Source organism: Paenibacillus sp. FSL R7-0204 (assembly GCF_038002225.1).
Taxonomy (GTDB): Bacteria; Bacillota; Bacilli; order Paenibacillales; family Paenibacillaceae; genus Paenibacillus_AQ.
The window spans coordinates 1,454,735-1,475,024 of sequence record NZ_JBBOCA010000001.1; the positions used below are offsets into that span (position 1 = coordinate 1,454,735).

The 20,290-nt window shown below is 53.1% G+C and carries 15 protein-coding genes and 2 pseudogenes; 10 read left to right on the forward strand and 7 right to left on the reverse strand.

Going from position 1 to position 20,290, the window contains the following annotated elements; genetic code table 11:
• Positions 1–26: 26 nt before the first annotated feature.
• Both MKX42_RS06565 and MKX42_RS06570 read right to left on the reverse strand, forming a co-directional pair.
• Positions 27–311, reverse strand: a complete 285-nt coding sequence (locus MKX42_RS06565) for a DUF6809 family protein (RefSeq protein WP_340751799.1) — start codon at positions 309–311, stop codon at positions 27–29.
• Positions 312–452: 141 nt separating this feature from the next.
• On the reverse strand, positions 453–632 hold the full coding sequence (locus MKX42_RS06570; protein WP_340751800.1) for a CopG family transcriptional regulator: 180 nt from the start codon (positions 630–632) through the stop codon (positions 453–455).
• Positions 633–1,099: 467 nt separating this feature from the next.
• On the opposite strand from MKX42_RS06570, the pseudogene MKX42_RS06575 reads away from it, so the two are divergent.
• The 8 genes and pseudogenes from MKX42_RS06575 to MKX42_RS06610 form a co-directional block, all read left to right on the forward strand.
• A pseudogene (locus tag MKX42_RS06575) lies at positions 1,100–1,434 on the forward strand (ArsR/SmtB family transcription factor).
• 21 nt (positions 1,435–1,455) lie between these two features.
• Entirely contained in the window at positions 1,456–2,460 is a 1,005-nt protein-coding gene (locus tag MKX42_RS06580; RefSeq protein WP_340751801.1) for an NADP-dependent oxidoreductase, read from the forward strand.
• Positions 2,461–3,169: 709 nt separating this feature from the next.
• A complete protein-coding gene (locus tag MKX42_RS06585) occupies positions 3,170–4,732 on the forward strand; it encodes an extracellular solute-binding protein (protein WP_340751802.1) in 1,563 nt (520 codons plus the stop codon).
• 114 nt (positions 4,733–4,846) lie between these two features.
• Positions 4,847–5,815 (forward strand): ABC transporter permease, encoded by a 969-nt coding sequence (locus MKX42_RS06590; protein WP_445321824.1) that lies wholly within the window; start codon positions 4,847–4,849, stop codon positions 5,813–5,815.
• 21 nt (positions 5,816–5,836) lie between these two features.
• Positions 5,837–6,712, forward strand: a complete 876-nt coding sequence (locus MKX42_RS06595; protein WP_340751803.1) for a carbohydrate ABC transporter permease — start codon at positions 5,837–5,839, stop codon at positions 6,710–6,712.
• A 50-nt stretch (positions 6,713–6,762) separates the two neighbouring features.
• Positions 6,763–7,890, forward strand: a complete 1,128-nt coding sequence (locus tag MKX42_RS06600) for a glycoside hydrolase family 88/105 protein (RefSeq protein WP_340751804.1) — start codon at positions 6,763–6,765, stop codon at positions 7,888–7,890.
• Between the two features lie 101 nt (positions 7,891–7,991).
• Positions 7,992–9,335, forward strand: coding sequence for a glycoside hydrolase family 28 protein (locus MKX42_RS06605; protein ID WP_340751805.1), 1,344 nt, complete (start codon positions 7,992–7,994; stop codon positions 9,333–9,335).
• 171 nt (positions 9,336–9,506) lie between these two features.
• Positions 9,507–9,677 (forward strand): annotated as a pseudogene (locus MKX42_RS06610) (winged helix-turn-helix transcriptional regulator); the annotation flags it as partial.
• Positions 9,678–9,810: 133 nt separating this feature from the next.
• Here the strand turns inward: MKX42_RS06610 and MKX42_RS06615 are convergent.
• The 4 genes from MKX42_RS06615 to MKX42_RS06630 all read right to left on the reverse strand — a co-directional run bounded on the left by MKX42_RS06615 (position 9,811) and on the right by MKX42_RS06630 (position 12,114).
• On the reverse strand, positions 9,811–10,230 hold the full coding sequence (locus MKX42_RS06615; RefSeq protein WP_340751806.1) for a hypothetical protein: 420 nt from the start codon (positions 10,228–10,230) through the stop codon (positions 9,811–9,813).
• A 157-nt stretch (positions 10,231–10,387) separates the two neighbouring features.
• Complete coding sequence (locus MKX42_RS06620; protein WP_340751807.1) at positions 10,388–11,026, reverse strand: hypothetical protein; 639 nt, start codon at positions 11,024–11,026, stop codon at positions 10,388–10,390.
• Positions 11,023–11,532 (reverse strand): flavodoxin family protein, encoded by a 510-nt coding sequence (locus MKX42_RS06625; protein WP_340751808.1) that lies wholly within the window; start codon positions 11,530–11,532, stop codon positions 11,023–11,025. Before MKX42_RS06625 ends, MKX42_RS06620 begins: the two co-directional genes overlap by 4 nt.
• Before the next feature lie 12 nt (positions 11,533–11,544).
• Positions 11,545–12,114 (reverse strand): TetR/AcrR family transcriptional regulator, encoded by a 570-nt coding sequence (locus tag MKX42_RS06630; protein ID WP_340751809.1) that lies wholly within the window; start codon positions 12,112–12,114, stop codon positions 11,545–11,547.
• Between the two features lie 204 nt (positions 12,115–12,318).
• Between MKX42_RS06630 and MKX42_RS06635 the strand changes: the two genes are divergently transcribed.
• A complete protein-coding gene (locus MKX42_RS06635; RefSeq protein ID WP_340751810.1) occupies positions 12,319–13,329 on the forward strand; it encodes a ketoacyl-ACP synthase III in 1,011 nt (336 codons plus the stop codon).
• A gap of 233 nt (positions 13,330–13,562) precedes the next feature.
• Here MKX42_RS06635 and MKX42_RS06640 read toward each other — a convergent pair whose 3' ends face one another.
• Entirely contained in the window at positions 13,563–14,597 is a 1,035-nt protein-coding gene (locus tag MKX42_RS06640; RefSeq protein WP_340757629.1) for a LacI family DNA-binding transcriptional regulator, read from the reverse strand.
• Between the two features lie 314 nt (positions 14,598–14,911).
• Here MKX42_RS06640 and MKX42_RS06645 point away from each other — a divergent pair, with 314 nt between their 5' ends.
• On the forward strand, positions 14,912–19,939 hold the full coding sequence (locus MKX42_RS06645; RefSeq protein WP_340751811.1) for a carbohydrate binding domain-containing protein: 5,028 nt from the start codon (positions 14,912–14,914) through the stop codon (positions 19,937–19,939).
• The last annotated feature ends 351 nt before the right edge of the window (positions 19,940–20,290 follow it).

The following is a 20,290-nucleotide window of genomic DNA, read 5'->3' on the forward strand; positions in this document are numbered from 1 at the left end:
ATTATTCGCGACTAGATGGATACCCCTTAGGATAACGGGGCTTCCCGATTACTCATCACTTCAATTAATAGGTTTGCCCCCAACTTGAACCCATGATGAAAGGCAGCTTCCACATGCATGCTGTTCACGCTGTCGCACAAGTCCAAATATTCCTCCAGCTCTCTAAACACTTCCTCGCCCAACCGTTCGCGCCATTGCTGTGTCTCTGCTGCTACCTGTTTGCATGCGGAACGATACTCTGGATGTGATGGCACAATGGTCATATCGGGTTGAAGCTTCCCGTGGTACAAGGCTTCCAAAATTGTTTTCATGTTCGTCCTCCCATTATGTTCATCGCATCGCTTGAATGAGATTCCTGCACATGGTAGGATATTTATGCAGTCTGCTTATCCAAGCGGATGTGTGGGTAGGAAGTAGCGGTGTTCTTTGCGGGATTTACGCTGCTTCCTTCTTTAATTTTGGAGCTCGTCAAACACCTTTTCAATTCCCTTGCGAATCACATCGGAACGGGTCGTTTGGAGTTTTTCGGTGCAAGCATCTAGCTTGCTCAGAATCTCTTGATCAACACGTATCTCAATCTTTTTGCTTTTGGGATTGTCAGATAGAGGACGCCCCATCTTCTTAGCGGACATTTCATCACCCCTTTTTTGCCCTGACAATAATATATTATTGCCTGGACAAAAAGTCAATGAGATCCTGCATGGTTACCTTGCTTTTTCATACAAAGAATGCGGATAACTACGATAAAACTATAGAACTATACAAGCACAGGTGTTTTAGAGACTGAAGTAGTTGGATTTTTTCGAATGCAGCCGCTTGAAAATCGATTTTTTCAACAGTCTGTAAATCTATAAATCATTTCAATGCGAATAGTAAGAAGCACAGGAGATACAGCGGGGAACCTTGGACGAAAGATGTTCGAGGTTTCCTTTATTTTGCATTACAAAAATTCTTCACTTGAAAGATTAAGCGAAATGTAAAATATATCCTTGTGGTCTCGATTTTCTTTCCCAATATTGCAGCGTGTAACTGGGTGTGGCATACTCATCAGCAAAAGGTTCGTTTTTTTGAACGGGGAAGCGGATTGAGGGGGAGTAACATGGATAAGCAGCAAGTGGTCCGAAGGATTAGAGAAGATTTTAAAACATGCCAGCAGATCTTGTCTGCCATTGGGAATGATACACGCCAGTCGATTATTACGGCACTTATGGAGACTACATGTACAAACGGCCTGCGTGTAGGCGAGATTACGGAGCAAACCCATCTGTCGCGCCCGGCGGTGTCGCATCATCTTAGAATTCTCAGAGAGGCAGGGATTATTATGGTCAGGGAGGAAGGGGCCAAGAACTATTTTACATGGACGTCAGAACCAACCTCGGGACGCTGAGGAATGTAGTCACTCATATCGATGAGTTCATTGAACGGTTCTATTAGACAAAAGCTGGAGGGTCCATCATGAAAGCAATGGTTATCGAAAAATACGGAAAAACCCCGCTTCGTTTAGCGGACCGCCCAATGCCTGAAGTCGGCGAGCATGAGGTGCTTGCGGAAATCCGTGCGGCCAGTATTAATCCGATTGATTTTAAAATCCGGGATGGAAAATTACGGATGCTTTTGAAATATGAGATGCCGCTTATTCTGGGCAATGATTTCTCAGGTATCATTACCCGGGTCGGGGACAAGGTGAAGAAATTCAGGGTAGGGGATGGAATCTACGGCCGGCCCAGAAAAAGCAAAATTGGCACCTTCGCGGAGTATATTGCCGTTCATGAGGATGATATCGCGCTGAAGCCCCGCAACCTCACTTTTGAAGAAGCAGCTTCGATCCCGCTTGTTGGGCTGACCTCTTATCAGGCACTACATGATACTCTTCAGCTCACGGCTGGGCAAAAGGTATTGATTCAGGCAGGAGCGGGCGGAGTAGGCACCTTTGCCATCCAGCTTGCCAAAGTGATGGGGATTTACGTTACAACCACTGCCAGTGAAGCTGGAACTGAACTCGTTAAATCCCTTGGGGCCGATCAGGTCATCAACTATAAAACAGAGCAGTTCGATCAGGTGCTGCACAATTATGATGGAGTATACGATACCCTCGGTGGTGAGGCGCTGGAGCGAGCATTTCGCATCGTCAGACCGGGAGGGCAGGTCGTATCCGTATCGGGTCTGCCCAACGCCCGTTTTGGTGCAGAGTATGGGGCTGGTTTTCTGAAAACAACGGCTCTCCGGCTTGTTACCCGTAAGCTCACCAAGCTGGAGAAACAGTACAATGTCAAATACAGCTTCTTGTTCATGAAGCCAAGCGGCGGGCAACTGGGCATCATCACTGCATATCTGGAATCGGGCGCAATCAAGCCTGTTATTGACCGGGTTTTTCCTTTGGATGAAGCCCAGCAGGCGATGCAGTATTCCGAATCCGGCCGGGCTAAGGGGAAGATTATTTTGAGAGTAAAATGCGAATAACTTTGGAACGGGTCGTATGGAGCTTTACGGTGCAAGCATCAAGCTTGTTCAAGATCTCTTGATCGGTACGTACTCGGATCATGCGGCCCGAGATAGTTGGAATTCTTCCACTTGCTGATGAACTAATAAACGTTACAAGAATGATAGTTGGAAAAACAACACTTAAATCCGTCCAATTCAGCAGCAGTAGGCAAAACTAACATAATTAGATGCCTTTTTTCCAACTACTTCTGCCTTTTCTCAAAAAACGGCTAAATTAAGATACATTTTTCCACCTGTTTGTTGCAGGAGAAGGTAACTTACAAGGCCCCGCCGCGCGAAGCGGCGGGGCTATTTCCTTTGCCCCTTTCAAGGATAGGCCTTGGAAGCCACCAATCTGGAGCGGCAGAAAGGGACGGAGGGAGGTTTGGAGCTGGAGGAGCGGTAGCGTCCGCCTTTGTCTCCGGATGTTATCTGCTGCAAGCATATAATCAACAACATCTGGAGACAACAGCGGCAGGAAGTCCAAAGCTCACGCAGTCCCGCCCCCCCGCCGCTCCCGCCCCCCACACACTAGCTTTCGATGCCTATCCCCCCATCACACGATAATCATTAACCCACACCCCCACGCCCAGCCCGCTTTTATGAGCAAATGATTGTTTTCGTAATCCAGCGCAGAGCGTAATGTGAGGCTTGTAACCAATACAAGTTAAACGGAGGTCAAAAAGGAATGACGAAAAAATCCTTCACCCTGCTCCTAAGCACGCTGCTGACCCTCAGCATGTTGTCCGCTTGCGGCGGTAACAACAACAAAGAGGCGGCAGCTACGAAAGACCCGGGCGCCAACACCGGGACCAACACCACCGCAACCACGGACCCAGCCACTGCTGAGCCGGAGAAGCCGACTGAGATCAAAATCATGCTCCCGCTGAACACGACAGATACTCCACCGGATACGATCAAGACGGAAGTGGAGAAGTTGACGAATACGAAGCTGACCTACCAGTTCTTCCCAGCCGATACGTATGAAGAGAAGCTGAACTCCTCGTTCGCCACAGGCTCCCTGCCGCAGGTGACGTATCTGAAGAATCAGACCACTTTCCTGCAGATGAAGGAAGCGATCAAGGACGGGCAGTTCTGGGAGATCGGGCCGCTGCTCAGCGAATTCCCGAACCTGAACAAGCTGAAGCCGGAGATCCTGAATAATACGAAGGTAGACGGCAAGCTGTATACCCTGTATATCGGCCGTCCGCTGGCGCGCCAGGGCATCATCTACCGCAAGGACTGGGCGGATAAGCTGGGACTGAAAGCGCCGGCCAACACGGAGGAATTGTTCGCGATGGCTAAGGCTTTTACCGAGCAGGACCCGGACGGCAACGGGAAGAAGGATACCATCGGTGTTGTTGACCGCAACGAGCTGGTGTATGGTGCGTTCAAAACCGTCTCCTCCTGGTTCGGCACGCCGAACAACTGGGCTGAGAAGGACGGCCAGCTTGCGCCGGAGTTCACTTTTCCGCAATACATCGACACGATGGATTTCTTCAAAAAGCTGCGTGAAGGCGGTTATATGAACCAGGACTTCGCGGCAACCAGTAAGACGGATGCGGTCAATATGTTCACCAGCGGCAAGGCCGGGCTGTATATCGGCGGCTCGATGCAGGACATCGATTCCCTGAACAAGGACTTGATCAAGAACGTGCCGGATGCCGTACTGGATACACATAGCATGGTGGCTGGACCTGACGGCAAATTCGCCCAGTGGATGATTCCCGGCTATAACAACGTAGTGCTGTTCCCGAAATCGGCAGTCAAGGATGAGGCGGAACTGAAGAAGATTCTGAAGTTCTTCGACGCGATGATGACCCCTGAGGTAGCCAATCTGATGTACTGGGGTATTGAAGGCACACACTACACCGTCGTGGACGGCAAGGCCAAAGCGACCGACAATAAAGAGCTGATCGAACGTGAGGTCAAAGGCTTCAAGGACAGCGTCATCGGCGAATATGAAACGAACGGCATGTACCAGAGCTTGAACGTGCTGCCGGGCCGGATTCATGCAGAGGAGCTGGTACTGGAGAATGTGAAGTACGGGGTCGCAGATCCTACGGCGGCGCTCGACTCGGCAACCTATACGTCCAAGGGCGTAGAGCTGCAGCAGATTATTGCGGATGCGACTTACAAGTACATGTATGGTCAGCTCGATAAGGCCGGCTTCGAGAAGGAAGTCGAGAACTGGAAGAGCCGGGGCGGGGCGAAGATTATTGAAGAATACAATGCCGCGTACAAAAAATAAGCAGAGCATAGCCGCTATAGCAGCGGACTGAACAGGAAGAGGGCTGACCCGGGTTAGCGCTCCGGCAGCCTTTTTTTCTACTAACGAATAATTTACAGAGAAAGGAAGAGAATCATGCAGGAAGTAACCGCCCCGCCCCGCGTAGTTCCCGAACCCATGCCGAAGAAATACAAGAGCAGCAGTGAGCTGAAGAAGCGGCTGTGGCGCAACAAATTGCTCTATGTAATGCTGATCCCCGGCGTGCTGTATTTCATTATCTTCAAATACTTGCCGATGTACGGACTGATTATTTCCTTCCAGGATTACAAGCCTTACCAAGGGATTACCGGGAGCGAATGGGTGGGCATGAAGCATTTCAGCCGGCTGTTCACCGAGCCTGATTTCTTGAACATATTAGCCAATACGCTGATTCTGTTCGGGATGAATATTCTGATTTATTTTCCGATTCCGATTATTCTGGCCCTGATGCTTAATGAACTCAGAGGCACCTTCTTCAAAAGATTCTTCCAGACCCTGGTGTATCTGCCGCACTTCATGTCTTGGGTTATCGTCGTCTCAATCTCCTTCGTCATGGTGACGATGGACGGGGGGATTATCAACGAGCTGCTCGCTTACTTCGGATTCGCCAAAATCAATTTCCTGCTGAGTCCGGGCTGGTTCCGGCCGATGTATATCCTTCAGGTCATCTGGCGGGAAGCAGGCTGGGGCACGATTATTTATCTGGCTTCCATTGCGGCTATTGATCCGGGGCTCTATGAAGCTTCCCGTATGGACGGAGCCGGACGGCTCAGACAGGTCTGGCATATTACGCTTCCGGCCATCCGGGGAGTGATCATCACCCTGTTTATTCTGAAAATCGGTTCCGTTCTCGACCTGGGCTTCGAGCATGTCTACCTGCTGCTCAACTCCATGAACCGCGAGGTTGCGGAAATTATCGATACGTATGTCTACACCGCCGGTCTGCGGCAAGGGCAGTTCAGCTACAGTACAGCCATCGGCTTCTTCAAGTCGATTGTGGGCCTGATTATGGTCATGACCGTCAACAAGGTGTCCAAGAAAATAGGAGAAGAAGGCGTTTATTAAAATGCCGCAGGAGGAATTCAAATGGTAGAAGACCGCACATTCAGCGGCAGACTATTCTCTGCCGTCAACTTTATACTGCTCGCCCTGATCGCGCTGGTAACGGTGCTGCCTTTCGTCCACGTCGTTGCAGGCTCATTCACAACCAGTGCTGAGCTGGCTGCCAACAAGTTTGTGCTGATTCCGAAGGTATGGAGCCTGGAGGCGTACAAATTTATTTTCTCCACGAATACGATCTTCAGAGCCTTAGGGGTATCGATTGGAGTCACGCTGGTAGGCACGCTGTTCAGTATGTTCATCACGGCGCTGATGGCCTACGGTCTCTCCCGCAAGGATCTGGACGGCCGCCGGGTGTTCAACTTCCTGGTGGTGTTCACGATGCTGTTCCACGGGGGGATGATTCCTACGTTCCTCGTGGTGAAGGAGCTGGGGCTGATCGACTCGTATGCGGCACTGATTCTGCCTTCCGCGATCAGTGCGTTCAATATGATTATACTCAAGAACTTTTTTCAGAACATTCCGGAGGGGCTGGAGGAATCGGCCAAGATTGACGGCTGCAATGACTTCGGGATTCTGTTCAAAATCGTGCTGCCCCTGTCGCTGCCGGCGATTGCCACGATCTCTCTGTTCTACGCCGTGACGTACTGGAACACGTATATGAGCGCCATTCTCTATCTGGATAACAGCGCCAAATGGCCGATTCAGGTCCTGCTGCGGCAGATTGTCGTGCTGGCCAGCGGGATGGATCACAGTGCGACACTGGACGGCACGGTTCCGCCGCCGGATCAGACGATCAAGATGGCGGTTATCGTGGTCGCTACGCTGCCGATTCTGATGGTGTATCCGTTCCTGCAGAAGCATTTTGCCAAGGGTGCGATGCTGGGCTCGATGAAGGGCTGATGCTGACGGGGGAACCGCTGATACTAAGGGAAGACCGGATATTCTGAATTATGGAAAGGGGTATTACGATGATAGGCAGTCTGCCGCAAACACCGATCGAATGGGCGCAAAAGGCCTGTGATTCACTAATGGAGACGTATGAGGCGGGAGAACTCCCGCCTGCGCACCGCTGGCATTATCATCAGGGCGTGTTCCTGTGCGGGATGGAGCTGCTGTGGAAGACGCTCCGGGAGGACCGCTATATTGATTATATTAAGCAGTATGTGGATGATCTGGTGGATGAGCAGGGGAATTTCGACTTTGCCCGGGATGAGCTGGATGCCGTACAAGCGGGGCTGCTGCTCTTCACACTGTATGAACGGACCGGCAAGCGGAAATACCGCGAGGCGGCAGTCAAGCTTCGCCATCTGCTGCTGACGCTGAACCGGACCACTGAGGGCGGGTACTGGCATAAGGACAAATATCCAAACCAGATGTGGCTGGACGGGCTGTACATGGCCGGGGTGTTCTCGCTGAAGTACGCGAATACTTATAGAGACGATGCCTTGCGGGCCGAAGTCCTTCATCAGGAGCGCCTAATGCGCAAATATATGAAAGACGAGGCGACCGGCCTGCTCTACCATGCCTGGGATGAGAGCCGCCGTATGCCATGGTCGAATCCCGCCACCGGCTGCTCGCCGGAATTCTGGAGCCGCTCGCTTGGCTGGTACGGGCTTGCCGTCTCACAGTTCATGGATGAACTGCCGGAGACTGATCCTGGACGGGCAGAGCTTGCAGCCGAGCTAAGCGGATTCGTACAGGCGTTGATCCGTTATCAGGACCCGCAGAGCGGTCTGTGGTATCAGGTGGTGGATAAGGGACATGAACCTGATAATTGGCTGGAGACCTCCGGCTCCTGTCTGTTCGTCTACACGATTGCCAGAGCAGTGAAGCTGGGTATCCTTCCGGCTGAAATTGCGGATAAAGCGGCGGAAGCAGCGCGTAAAGGCTACGAAGGCTTAATTCAGGTGCTCCAGTGGGATGAGCAGGGCCGGCTGCTGCTGCCGGATATCTGCATCGGGACCTCGGCCGGAGATTACCGTAACTATGTAACCCGTCCGAAGGTCAGCAATGATCTGCACGGCGTGGGCGCGCTGGTGATGGCCTGTGTGGAGATGCAGGATTTGTATCCGGCATAAGCGGAGTGGAGCTAGAGGGCTGCCGGTTCAGACATAGGCACAATAGAGCCGGAAGCTGCCTGGATCAGCCCGGCAGCGGATGACAAGAATGGAGGCGGACAGTGTATAACATAATAGACTACGGAGCGCAGCGGGACAGCGGGTTGCCAGCAACGCAGGCGATTGTAGATGCTATTGCAGCGGCGGACCGTGACGGTGGAGGTACAGTGTATATTCCGGCCGGTACTTTCCTGACAGGCGCGGTTAGGCTACGCAGCAACATTGAGCTGCATCTCAGTCCTGGTGCGGTATTGTCCTTCAGTACCAATCCGGCGGATTATCCTGCCGTGGAATCACGGTGGGAAGGGGTGAAGCGGGAGGTTCATGCCGCCTGCATCTACGGAGCGGGCCTGAGGAATGTCTCGATTACCGGGAGCGGAACCATTGACGGGAATGGAGAACCTTGGTGGAAAAAGCATTGGGACCGCCCGGAAGAGCTGGAGTATCCCCGTCCAAGACTGATTGGTTTCGACGATTGCAACCGGGTGACGCTCCGCGATCTGACGCTGGTGAATTCCCCGAGCTGGACGGTGAATCCGATTAATTGCAGCAATGTGATGATCGATAATCTGTCGATTCTGAATCCGGCAGATTCCCCGAATACCGATGGAATCAATCCCGAATCCTGCCGCGATGTGCGTATCAGCAACTGCCATATCGATGTCGGTGATGACTGCATTGCCATTAAGGCAGGCACCGAGGATACTAAGGAGCGGATTCCCTGCGAGAATATCACGATTACGAACTGCGTGATGGTTCACGGCCACGGAGCGGTGGTGCTGGGAAGTGAGATGAGTGGCGATATCCGCAATGTGACGATCAGCAATTGTGTATTTAAGCAGACGGACCGCGGCATCCGCATGAAGTCCCGGCGGGGACGGGGCGGGATGATTGAGGATATCCGGATCAGCAACATTGTGATGGAGGATGTGATCTGTCCCTTCACGCTGAATCTCTACTATTTCTGTGGGCCCCGGGGCAAGGAGAAATACGTCTGGGACAAAAATCCGTATCCGGTGACAGCGGAGACGCCGCAGTTCCGGCGGATTCATTATGCCAATATTACGGCCCGCAATGTCCATGCGGCGGCGGGTTTCCTGTACGGGCTGGCTGAGCAGGCCGTCTCGGAAATCACCTTCACCAACATTGATATCTCGATGGCGGAGCAGGCGGTGCCCGGCCAGCCGGACATGATGGCAGGGCTTGAGGACATGCAGCGCCGTGGCTTCTTCCTCGGCAATGTCCGCGAGGTGCAGTTCCAGCAGGTCAGCATTGAGAACCATGACGGCCCGGCCTTTTACGTTGAGAACGGGGAAGATGTGGAGTTCCTGAACTGCCGCTCCAGGAACACGGCGAAGCCGGAGAAGCTGGTGGAGCAGGTTACGGTGGCGGTGGCGGAACGATAACGCCTGGGGTTCGAATATTCGAATAGAGGTTGTAAGTGAAAGAGCCTGGTCCTGTTGGGAGACCGGGCTCTTTGTGCGAAATCCGGCGGTGCCGATGGACAGGCTTGAAAATGAATGATAAAAGTGTTATCAATTGTGCTAAGGTTTAAAGTAGGGAGGCGATTCACAGCTATGCAAGAAGATGAAAAAATTTATAATACTGCAGTCGAAGCAACGCTTGAAGTCATCGGAGGCAAGTGGAAGCCGGTCATCCTGTTCCATCTCACTTTCGGCAAGAAACGTAATGGCGAACTGATGCAGCTTTTGTCATCCATGTCGCAAAAAATGTTGACCCAGCAGTTATATCGATTTTCCAGCCTCCATTGCCTAAGTAATGCTCAAGGAATAATTTTACGCTGACGGAAATCTTCAAAACGCACTTTGAACTCATCTAAGCACTTAAAAGTAATCATAATCAAGGCTCAGAAGTTTTGTTCTATTTAACTTGGATTTTTAAGGCGTAAACCGCAGTACCTTTCTTCCAGGTGGCCATTACCCCGTAGATGTAGGTACCGGCACTACCCGGTACATTGAATTGATTCAAGTCAGTAATATCTTTGAATTTATACTTACTGAAGTGTTCTCTTACGAGCATTGAATCCGGCGGATTATCGAATTTGATTTGAATTTCAGCTCCAGCAGGAATAATTGCCGCATCTTTCTCCTCCATAGCTTCCCATGGACCACCGTATAATTCTTTGGCACCCCAACTATATGTACTAATCTCCACAGGAACAACTTCACCGGTATCCAAAGTAGCGCTCATTTCGGGTAAAGACATAGAGCTAAGCTTACTACACCCAGTGATCATCACTATAAGAATAAGTGCTAACAATAACTTTCTTATTCTGTTCATAGGCATCCCCTTTCTCAGGAGACTAAAGAAGATAGCTGTATTCCAAACATTTAAACACAGTGAAAAGGAAGGTTTTCTGCTTCTAACTATTAAGTCCTCCCCTTCTACCTTAATCAGGTACGGCAACCCGCCAGTATGCGATTGGCTACAGTATATCCTACATCCGCCGCCGCAGATCCTTCGGCTTCAATCCGTTCTTCCGGGCCGTTCCGTGCCAGAAGAAGTGTGTGGCATTGAATTTCCAGGCGAAGCGCGGGAAGTTGGGGTTAATCAACAGAGATTCCCCGGAATTCCGGGACTGGATGCTTCCGGCCAGGCTGTACATGGCACGGCCCAGGTTCTTCAGCGGGCCCCGGCCGAGCGGTACCTTCCCCAGAGAACCCAGCATTTCACCGGCGCCGTGGCCGATGCCTTGCCCGAAGTGAACACCAGCGCGCGCGCACCAGTGTCTGAGGATATCCAGCGCAATCTGGTTCTGCTCGCCCTCATAGAAGCCGTTGTTAATCAGCACATAGACGTATATCTCACGTTCGCGTTCCGTCTTCAGATAACCTTCGAGGGTAACCAGGAGCTGGAACAGGTGCGATGGAATGCCGTCATTATAGAGCGGGAACGCCAGGACCAGCACATCCATGCGGCATAGCTCGCTGTACTCTTCAGGAGTGAGCGGTCTTTTATTCGGCGTATAGGCGTGCAGTTCGTTCCCGTCCGCAATCAGCGGCTCCAGCATCCCCAGCAGAAGACCTGAGTTACTGCCGGTAGGCTTGGGGCTGCCGTTAATCATAGCAATGTTCATTGCAGGACCTCCTTGATACTCTGCGGACTGGTGTGGAAAAATACGTTGTTGCCTGTCGAATACAGATTCATGCTGTTAGCCGCAACGAGCCTTCTCGCTGTATCCTGCTCAGCCTCTGTAATGTCGTCACCATAGAAATGCACCGATAGTGTGAACTGGTGATCATAGCGGCGGCGGTGACGGGTCGCTCCATCCTCGGTTTCAAAATAGGGTAGGACGTAGGAAATGCTCCGGTTCAGCACGTTCAGCACAAAGGGGCTATAGCTGCCGTACATACATTTACTGATGATCGTGAGTTCATCGCTACGGGAGAACAGCTCCCCCAGATTGTCGTAGCCATCTCTCTTAATGACGCATGTCCCGGGAGTCCGGGTCCAGCAGCCGAAGCAGCCCATGCAAGAACGGATCGTACCGCTATCTGAGATAACCGTTACTTCCTCTTGCGCCATATCCCCCAACCAGCCCGCGAATTCTTGCTCCTGCAGATCGTGAATGATCGTTCTCAAGACTTCATCTCCTTAAAAGATAGATTTAAGCTCCAGCAGATCGCGCCATTTGCCCGAATACTTGACCCCATTATTGGTAAGCAATGCCGTAATTCCGTGCACCATGGACCAGAGTGTGAGTAGCTGAGGGGTGAACTCGGTCTCTGGCAGACCGTTGCTGCGGAACACTTCAAAGGCTGTAGTCCTGAACAGGACGAATGGCGGATAACTGTCAGTATCATAATTGTCCAGATCAATGGTTATGCCGGAATGGTAGAACAGAAACTGGAAATACTGTGGATGCTCTACGAAAAAATCAATATAGGCCTGCCCAAGCCGGGAGACCGCTTCAAACTTACCTTCCTGGCCTTGGATGGAGATACGCAGCGAATCCATAAATTGCCCGGTAACATGTTCCCCCATGGCGGCTACCAGTTCATCTATATTTTTGAAATGGCTGTAGGGGGCAGTGTGGCTGACTTCACATTCGGCGGCAACCTTCCGCAGGGAAAAGCTGCTGATGCCGTCCGAGTTAATTAGCCTGATACCCGCTTCTATAAGCTGATTGCGCAGATTGCCGTGATGGTAGGGTTTCTCCTTCAAGGTATGCATTCTTCCTTTCATACTTGCCTGACATCTTAACGTTGTAAAGATTGTAGCATGTGTTTTCGATCTTTACAATGTTAAGATGTGATTGCTGTTGGGGGATTCCGGGTATACATTTTGCAAAACAGTCAGGAGCAGGTTATAATTAGTACCAAGTACTAATATCAGATACTAATAAACTTAAAAGCTGAGGTGGATCTAATGACAGGTGCAAAAATAACAGCGATCGGATCTTATGTGCCGGCCCGGAGACTTACGAATCAGGATCTGGAGCAGATGGTGGATACCAATGATGAGTGGATTGTGCAGCGGACAGGTATCCGTGAGCGCAGAATCAGCCGCGGGGATGAATATACCAGTGATCTGTGTGCAGCCGCCGCCTTGGACATGATGAAGCGTTATGGCAAAAGCGTGCAGGATGTCGATATGGTGCTTGTGGCGACCAGTACGCCTGACTTCTCTTTTCCATCTGTAGCGTCCATTGTCCAGAATACCCTTGGCATTCCGCTGACTGCGGGAGCGATGGATCTGAGTACCGCCTGCGCCGGATTCGTATATGCTCTGCATACGGCTCATGCGCTGGTGTCCTCGGGACTGCATCATAAGGTACTGGTCATTGGTGCTGATACGCTGTCTAAGATCACAGATTATACGGACCGCAGTACTTGTATTCTGTTCGGGGATGGTGCAGGGGCTGTGCTGGTGGAGAGCGGCGGGGCGCAGGACGACTTCATGGGATACCATCTCGGCAGTGACGGAAGCGGAGCGCAGCATGTCTACCGCACAGGGCTTGCGGACAAGGTGAACGGAGTAGAGCTCTCCGGGACAGGGCTTCTGGTGCAAAATGGCCGGGAAGTGTTCAAGTGGGCGGTCCGTACGGTTCCGCAGGGAGTACAACAGGTGCTGAAGAACGCCGGAGCAAATCTTGCGGAAGTAGACTGGTTCATCCCGCACAGCGCCAATCTGCGGATGATTGAACCTATCTGCGAACGGCTGAATTATCCGCTGGAGCAGGCCCTATACAGTCTTGAAGCCTTCGGCAATACCTCGGCAGCCAGTATTCCGCTGGCGCTTGATCTGGGTATTCGCGAAGGGAAGGTGCTTAGCGGCCACCAGGTTCTGCTGTACGGATTCGGTGCAGGTCTTAGTCATGCGGGTCAACTGGTCAGATTGTCGCTGGACCCTCAGGTAGCTGCGCCTGCTCCGCTGTGATGTGTTCAGACTAGAGAAGCAAGGACAGGCCAATGTGGGGGCCAAGCCGAAAAATGGTCCCCAAAATCAGAAAAACGGTGCCTTGAAGCAGCCCGCTAAATGAGCGATTATAGTATCGAAAGCGTTTTCGGGTGGGTGCGTAATGCAGCCAAGCGAAGTTCTGAGCTGGAGGGGAGGGATCGCAGGGCAGATCCGGGAGAGACAAAAGTTCAGCGTTACGGCGATCCGGTGGTTCAGGCGTTCAGCGGTTTCAAATGTTTCAGCCCGCTGCCGCAGGATTCACGGACGATCAGCGCCGGTTCAACTACAAACGAGCCGCCTTCAGACTGGTTATTAATGAGATCGAACAGCATATGGGCGGCGAGCACACCCAGTCGTTCCTTGTTCTGGCGGATGGTAGTCAGCGTAGGGCTGGTATACTTGCAGGCCTCGATATCGTCACAGCCGATGATGGCCACATCCTCGGGAACAAGCAGACCCTGCTCCTTCAAGGCGCGGACTGCGCCGAGGGCGAGCAGATCGGAGGCGGCGAAGACCGCTTTTGGCAAATCACCCGATGCAATTAACGAATTCATTGCCGCATACCCGCTGGGCTCGAAGAAATCGTCGCCATGCACGAACCACTTAGGATTCATAACTAGGCCGAAGCCGGCAATGGCTCTGACATACCCTGCTTCCCGCAGGTTAGAGATGTCCGAATCTGCTGTACTGCCTATGAAGCCAAGCTCCCGGTGTCCGAGCAGGTAGAAGTGCTCCACCACCTTGGATGCAATCTGGTAATTGTCCGACATGACGTACCCGGATTTCTTGCCGGTCAGCTCCAGGTCAACCCCGATGCAGGGAATATGGCTCCGGTCGAGTTCCTGTATTGCAGGCTCCATCTGCTCTCCCGAGATAATGACACAGCCGTCCACATGGAAATGCAGGCAACGGGAGTAGTAATCGCCGCTGTTAATGAACTTTTCATTTGAGAAGAAAATCAGGTCATACCCCAGCACCCCCATCTGCTTCTTGAACGAATTCAGCACCTCTACAAAAAAAGGATGGGTAAATTCCACATTCAGCTCACCGGCAAAAATAACCCCGATCAGATTCGATTTCTTGGTAGCCAGCGTTTTGGCGGAGCTTGAGGGGGTATATCCGGTTTGTTCGATGATTTCGAGCACTCTTCGTTTCGTTTTTTCGGAAACATCGCTGTAATTGTTCATGATTTTGGATACAGTCGATACAGAGACCCCGGCCATTTCGGCAATTTTTTTGATATTCATTTGCATGGCTATGCTCACCCCCGCTTCATAGGTATAACAGGGCCAAAAGACGGGTATGCCAGGGTTTCTCTAGGCTACTGACCGTTCACTTGGACACTTTCTGCTGTCAAACAGCAGTCCTTTCTAGAGTCTATTCAACTTGCCGAAACAAGTCAAAGGTTAATTGTATTCAGAGGAATGGCATGGAAATAATCGAAACCGATTTCGGTCAGGGAGCTTGAGGGTCTTTAGATGGATCTGAGAGTAACTTGAGGGCAGCCGGGCGATGGAAATGCGGTAAGAGGAGACTCTAATCCTGAGGAGGCATACACGGAATGAAAAGGAATATATCGGTATTGTTAGCAGCCGCTGTAATCGTTACCGGACTTCTATCCCCGCTGGGCAGCGGCGGGGCTGAGGCGAATTCTGTTCAGGGCAGGCTTGCAGCGCCTGCGAAGACTAAGGCTGCCTTGCAGGGCGGGAACTTGGATGCTAGTGGTTTGAAAGCGTTTACTGATGTAAAAGAGGGCAGCTGGGCGGCTCATGCTGTGCAGCGCTGGAGCCGCAGCGGGGTGATCTCCGGCTACGGGGACGGCAGCTTCCGGCCGGAGCAGCAGGTAACCCGGGCAGAATTCACGGCAATCGTCAACCGTATATTCGGCTATAAGGATATGGCGGCTGTGCTTCCGGCAGATGTCCCGGCGGGGGCCTGGTATAAGAACGATATTGCCAAAGCGGTAGCAGCGGGGTATCTGAGCGCAGATGCAGATCAGCGTATCGGACCTGCGGCTCCGCTGAAGCGCGGGGAGGCAGCTGTGGCGCTGCAGCGGATACTGAGGCTGGAGACTGAGCGTCAAGCCAAGGGCTTGTATAGCGACCTGGCGGGAGCCGATAGTGCGGTAAGCGCTGCGGCGGATGCTTTTACGGCAGCCGGTTATATGCAGGGCTATCCCGGAGCCTTATTCAAGCCGGACGGGAGAATCACACGTGCCGAACTGGCGAAGCTGGCGGATATGCTGGTGCCGGAGCTTCGCTCCGCCGCCGGGGAAGTGAAGCTGGGCGTGGTGAAGGGCAATGTGGTGCTGAGCCATGAGGATATTACACTGAGGGACACTATCATAGAAGGAAATCTCTATCTTACCGAGGGGATCGGGGAAGGAGTGATCCGGCTTCAGGGGGTGCAGGTTACAGGCACCACCTATATCCGCGGCGGCGGGGATCAGGGCGTGAGCCTTACGGACAGCAGTCTTGGGGCTGTTCAGGTGGCGAAGCCGAAGGGCAGCGTCCGCATCGTTGCCAGCGGGACCACAACCGCCGGAAGGGTGCACCTTGATTCCGGTGCTATCCTTGAAGAAGGGGCGCTTACCGGGGAGGGATTCGCTGGTGTTGTACTCCCGGCAGGGGAGCAGGCGGTCACTCTTATTGGCAATTATGGGGTGGTATCCACCGCTGATGCGGCCGGAGGCAACCTTACGCTGAGCTTGTCAGGCAAGCTATCCAAGCTGATCTGGGGCACTCCCGGCAAGCTGGTGCTGATGAATCAGGCGCAGGTGGCTGAGCTGCTCCTTACTGCCGGTGCCCGGGGCACTACGATTACAGGCAGCGGCAGCTTCGGCACTGTGCTGAATCAGGCCGAGGCTGTGACGGCCGGGGGCGTCGCTCTCAAGCCGGGCAGCCGCAGCAATCTGAATTTGGCCTCGCCGCAGGCCAGCCAGCCGCCTGTTGCTGCCGGTGGCGGGGAGACGGTGACGGCTACACCGGCTGTTACCCCTTCGCCGGAGCCGACAGCGAAGCCGACGCCGGAACCAACGCCAATACCGACACTGGAACCAACGCCCACGTCAACACCCGCGCCGACCACTGATCCGTGGAGTCTGGTGTGGAATGATGAATTCGATGACAATGTGATTGATCCCGCAAAGTGGACCTATGATCTCGGTGATGGCACCGTTGTCGGGAATCCGGGCTGGGGCAATAATGAGCTGGAGTACTACACCAATGACGCGAAGAACGTGAAGGAACAGGACGGCAAACTAATCATCACCGCGCACAAAGAAGCGGTAGGCGGCAAGCCGTACACTTCCACCAGAATTAAGACCAACGGCCTGTACAGTAAAATGTACGGCAAGTTCGAGATCCGGGCGAAGGCGCCGGCAGGCAAGGGGCTGTGGCCGGCGATCTGGATGCTGCCGGAGAATTATGTCTACGGCAATTGGGCGGCCTCCGGGGAACTGGATATTATGGAAGGCTGGGGCAGCCGTCCAAATGTGGTTGCCGGCACGATCCACTATGGTTCCCAGTGGCCGGATAATGTCTATTCCGGCAAGGAATATGTGCTGCCGGGCGGTTCCACTATTGAAGACTTCCACACCTACTCCATTGAATGGGAGCCGGGAGAGATCCGCTGGTATGTGGACGGGGTGCTGTTCTCTACCAAGAATGACTGGTACAGCAAGAGTAGCGGACAGCCTGCGGTGAATGCGTATCCGGCACCGTTCAACCAGAAGTTCCATCTGCTGATGAACCTGGCAGTCGGCGGCAACTTTGACGGTAATCCTACGGATGAGACAATATTTCCGAGTTCCATGGAGATTGACTATGTCAGAATCTATGAGCTGACCGGACGCGAATACCGGCAGCCGGTACCGGTGGAGCTGGCGAAGGAGCCTTATCTGGAGGGAGCAAAGCCGCCGCTGGCGGACGGAAACTTCATATATAACAGCGGGTTCACTCAGCAGGTGGAGGGAGATCCGGGGATGGGCATCCCGAATACTGCGCACTGGGTACTCTACACAGATGAAGGCGCAGATGCGGCTCTGTCTTTGGAGCAGGCAGGCGGCATGAACCTCCTCAAGGTGAAGATTAACAAGCCAGGCGGAAACGCCTATTCGATTCAGCCGCAAGCCATTGTCTCGCTGGCAAAGGGCAGATTCTACAAGCTGAGCTTCGACGCCAGAACGGATACGGCCAGGGAGTTCACAGCCCGGCTGACCGGAGGCGCACCGCTGGGCTTCCCGTCCTATTCCCCGGCGTTCAAGGCGGTGCTGACCCCGCAGCTTCAGCATTACGAGACGCTGTTCCAGATGAAGGAGAGCTCGGACAATGCCGCGCGGATTGAGTTCAATCTGGGGACCAATGCTTCCCCAGTCTGGCTTGGCAATGCACGGCTTGAAGAAATCGATAGCATTCCCTTCGATCATGACAGCGCCAAGACGCCGCTCGGCAGCGGCAACCACCTCTATAACGGCAGCTTCGATCTGGGCGAACCAGACCGGATGAGCTATTGGCATATCGATGCTTCAGGAGGTGCGGAGGTTAATCCGCAGGTTGACATTGAAGGCCGCCTGAAGCTGGACATTACAGGCGCGGACTCTGGCGGCAGCGAAATTACGCTGCAACAGAAGGGGATCTTCCTGGTGCAAGGCCAGGATTACAAGCTGACCTTCGAGGCGGATAGCTCCTCTCCAAGGACAGCGGTAGTTGAACTGCGCGGCCATGATGGCGTAGTCTATGCTTCGGAGCCGGTACAGCTGAGTGCGGGACATCAGCAGGCTGAAGCGGTGTTCAAAAACTTCCCTGGAGCCAGCGACCGCCTTGGACAATTCGTCCTAAGCCTCAGCGGTGGCACCGGAACGGTGCTGCTGGACCAGTTCGTACTGGTACGCACCAGCTCCTATTATGATCCTGATCTGACCTATTACCCGCTCTTAAACGGGGATTTCAGCTTCGGGCTTACGAGCTGGGAGCGGCTGCTGACAGAAGACGGCGGCCAGAGCACTGCGGCAGCGGTGGACGGAGCAGCGAAATTCAGCATTACGAATACCGGTAATCAGGCGTATTCGGTGATGCTTTTCCAGAATAATCTGAAGGCAGCGGCGGGCCTCGATTATGTCATTGAATTCGATGCCAGTGCCAGCGTGGCCCGGCAGATCAATGTGAAGGCAGAGAATGCGAGCTATTCCCCTTCCATTGATAAGACGGTGGAGCTGACACCAGAGATGAAGCATCACCGGTTCGAATTCCGGCAGGGTACGAATGATACGCTGTCATTGAAATTCCTGCTTGGCAAGGTAGGCGGAATGAGTGTTCCGCAGAGTCATGACATCATCATCGACAATGTGCGATTCGAGATCAAGGACGCCCCGGCGAAGCCGCAGGAGCTGCTTGCAGATTCCACAGCCAACCGGGTATCCCAGCCGATTGAGCTGGCCTTCATCCCGAAAACAGAGTGGTCCGGCAGCATTAAGTCTGTTAAGGTGAATGGCGCCACGCTTGCGGCGGAGCTGTACCATGTAGGGCCGGGAGCAATCACAATTCAGCCTGCCGCCTTCCAGGCAGAGGGGAGCTATATCATTACCGTGGAAGCTGAGGGGTATGTCAACGCTAGTGTGGTTCAGACGATATTGGCGAATGATAACAATCTGGTCGTCAACGGATCATTCACCAGCGGCAGCTCAGGCTGGTCTACCTGGTCTGGCGAAGGCGGAGCTTCGTCCTTCCATGTGGTGGATGGAGCGGCGGAGGTGCTGATCACGGCGGCCGGGTCACAAGCCTGGCACACCCAGCTCTATCAGGAGAAGATTCCGCTGGAAGCCGGCGCAACCTATGAGCTGAGCTTCAGAGCGAAGTCTACCGTACCCCGGCAGATTATCGTGGAATACAGCGGAACCTCTGCCCAGGCGGCTCAGGCGAAGTTCGACATTACTGCCACATGGGCGGCTTACAGCACACAGTTCAGTGTGACGAACGGCAATCCGCTGAAGCTGAATTATCTGATCGGCGCGACGCTGGGTGAGGATCAGACGGCGAACCATACGGCGCATACGATTTCTTTTGACGATATCGTGCTTAGGAAGTTAACGGACGGACCGGGTACTGAACCTGCCAGCGGCACGCTGGATAACGGCACATTCGATGCGCAGCCGGTTCTTAAGGGCTGGACCCAGTACTTCGAGGGCGCCGGAAATGCTGCAGTTCAGAATGGGGAGCTTGAGGTGTCGTTGGCCTTCACGGGATCTGCCAACTACGCCGCCCAGGTAGATTACAGGGATCTGAAGCTGGCTCAGGGTAAAAGCTACACCTTGAACTTCAGCGCACGTTCGGATATCAACCGGCTGATTGAAGTAGCCGTCGAGCATTTTGGAGGGGATTATACGAAATATTTGCAAACAACCGCCGCTGCATTAACGGGCGAAATGCAGCGCTTCAGCTACACCTTCACCATGAACGGCGGAACGGATGCAGGTGTTCATCTGGTCTTTCTGCTGGGGCTGAACCCCGGAAACAGCGCAGAGACGAATGCAGCCATCGAGGCAGGAAATCATATCTATATTGATGATGTCACTTTGGTGGAGAACCCGTAAAAATAAAGAAAAACGGCGTGATCTGCCGGTAGTATAACTGCCGAAAGACAGCACCATAGCATGTGACAACGGCCGCGATCCTTGATTCAAGGGTCGCGGCCGTTTTGACACTTGTATGGAAACTATAGTTTCCTGGTAGAGCATCCTATGGCCCTAATGTATGCGGAAAACAACATACATTTGGCAGCGTTCGCCTTTGTCCCCGGATTTTCACCGCTAAGGAGAATCAACAAATCTGGGGACAACAGCGATTGGAACAACGGTCCGTTCACGCAGCGTCCACCCAAGCGCTTACGTTAATCCTGCTCCTCAATTCCTTCAACTCCAAATATAAAAAGCTGTCCCAAGCGC